Genomic DNA, 1,635 nt, shown 5'->3' with positions numbered 1-1,635 from the left:
GTCGCCAGACGCTCTTTGTGCGGTATTGCCTTAACAACTATAAAAAAACGCCGCCAGATCTGTTGCACTGGCAGCGTTCTGTTCGTATCACGAATTTACCGTTCTTCGCAAATCAGCTTGATTGCAGTGCGGTCTTCGCCATCAATCTGAATATTGGCAAACGCCGGAATGCAGATCAGATCCACACCGATCGGAGCAAGATAGCCGCGGGCAATGGCAATTGCTTTTACTGCCTGATTTGCCGCACCAGCACCGACTGCCTGTACCTCTACCATCTTTTTTTCACGAATCACGCCGGCAATTGCACCGGCAACCGAATTCGGAGATGAGTGCGATGATACTTTCAATACTTCCATGATAAAAGCCTCCCTTAGTACAACCAATGATTCCATGTTGTATTCGATATTCCGCCTGTAAAAAAACGACGGCAAATCTGTGTAAAACCGATCAGTTCTGCTCCGGCTTCCGGCACTCGGTTTAGGCAGCACCGCACAAAATTTATACCGTGCTGCCCTTACACACCCTCATTATACAACAAAGCCTTTGAAATTGCAAGTACTTCCCGAAAAATTTGTGCATTATCGAACAATCAGCCGTTCGATTTTCGTGCATTTGCCACACTTTTCATCAAATGTGACGATTACGCCGTTCAAAAAGCAGGGATCGCTGCCTTCTGTAAAGCGTGTAGGATAGTGGAAACGGAACCGATCCATTGCCGGCTGCACCGCAACGCCCAGAATCGATTCCTCCGGTCCGGTCATGCCCACGTCGGTGATATAGCCGGTATGTTCGGACAAAATGGTTTCGTCGGCAGTCTGCACATGAGTATGCGTTCCCACCACTGCCGTTACACGGCCTGCCAGAAAATAGCCCATTGCTTTTTTCTCTGCCGTCGCCTCGGCATGGAAATCCACCAGAATATTCGGAGTGTCGATCTCCTCCAGAAGCTGTTCCGCAATGGTAAACGGATTATCCAGCGGATCCAGATACGCCGTACCGGACAGGTTCAGCACCGCCACCTGACAGGGACCGAAATCAATGGTGCATACCCCGTGACCCGGGCAGCCCTCCGGATAGTTCGCCGGACGGAGCACCACCGGATTTTCGTAGATCGCCATTGCCTCCCGCCGCTTGAAGCAGTGATTGCCTGTGGTGATGACATCTGCCCCCGCAGAAAAGATCTGTTCCATGGAGTGCTTGGTGATGCCGTTTCCCTGTGCGGAATTTTCGCCGTTGACAACAATCATATCGATTTTGTGTGTGCGTTTGATTGCCGGAAGATGTTCCTGCAAAAAGCGGCTGCCCGCTGCACCGACAACATCTCCGATGTGTAATAGTTTCATGTATGGGTTCCCTTTCTAAGAGCGTGCTGGCATGAAAGAAACACTGCATAAAGCTTGTGCAGATGCGTCGTCAGATTTTTTCGGCAGATTGCGTGCAAAGCCGTCAGGCGGGCTTTATGCAGTGTTTCCTGAATTATAGCATGTATTCCGCGGCTGTGTCAAGCAGTTTTTGTCGAACACCCTGACCAGACACAAAAAATAAAGCACACAAGAGCGTTCCTTGTGTGCTTTACAATGGAAGAGATAATACAATGCAAATGGAGCGGATTACGAGGCTCGAACTCGCTACCTC

Annotated in this window: 2 protein-coding genes; both read right to left on the bottom strand. The window is 49.9% G+C overall.

What is annotated here, in order from left to right; translation table 11 throughout:
* Window positions 1-95: 95 nt before the first annotated feature.
* The gene (locus RUMCAL_RS10315) at window positions 96-356 is read right to left on the bottom strand and encodes a stage V sporulation protein S (RefSeq protein ID WP_040647925.1); all 261 of its coding nucleotides are present in this window, start codon (window positions 354-356) and stop codon (window positions 96-98) included.
* Window positions 357-578: 222 nt separating this feature from the next.
* Window positions 579-1,343 carry a TIGR00282 family metallophosphoesterase gene (locus RUMCAL_RS10310; RefSeq protein WP_021682799.1) on the bottom strand — a complete coding sequence of 255 codons (765 nt, stop codon included), beginning with the start codon at window positions 1,341-1,343 and terminating at the stop codon, window positions 579-581.
* Window positions 1,344-1,635 lie beyond the last annotated feature (292 nt).

The organism is Ruminococcus callidus ATCC 27760 (genome assembly GCF_000468015.1).
GTDB classification, from domain to species: domain Bacteria; phylum Bacillota; class Clostridia; order Oscillospirales; family Ruminococcaceae; genus Ruminococcus_C; species Ruminococcus_C callidus.
This window is presented reverse-complemented; position numbering and strand designations above follow the sequence as displayed.

What these genes read in the sequence shown, in the direction of transcription:
- RUMCAL_RS10315 (WP_040647925.1), bottom strand. Translation starts at nt 356, where the DNA reads ATGGAAGTATTGAAAGTATCATCGCACTCATCTCCGAATTCGGTTGCC.
- RUMCAL_RS10310 (WP_021682799.1), bottom strand. Translation starts at nt 1,343, where the DNA reads ATGAAACTATTACACATCGGAGATGTTGTCGGTGCAGCGGGCAGCCGC.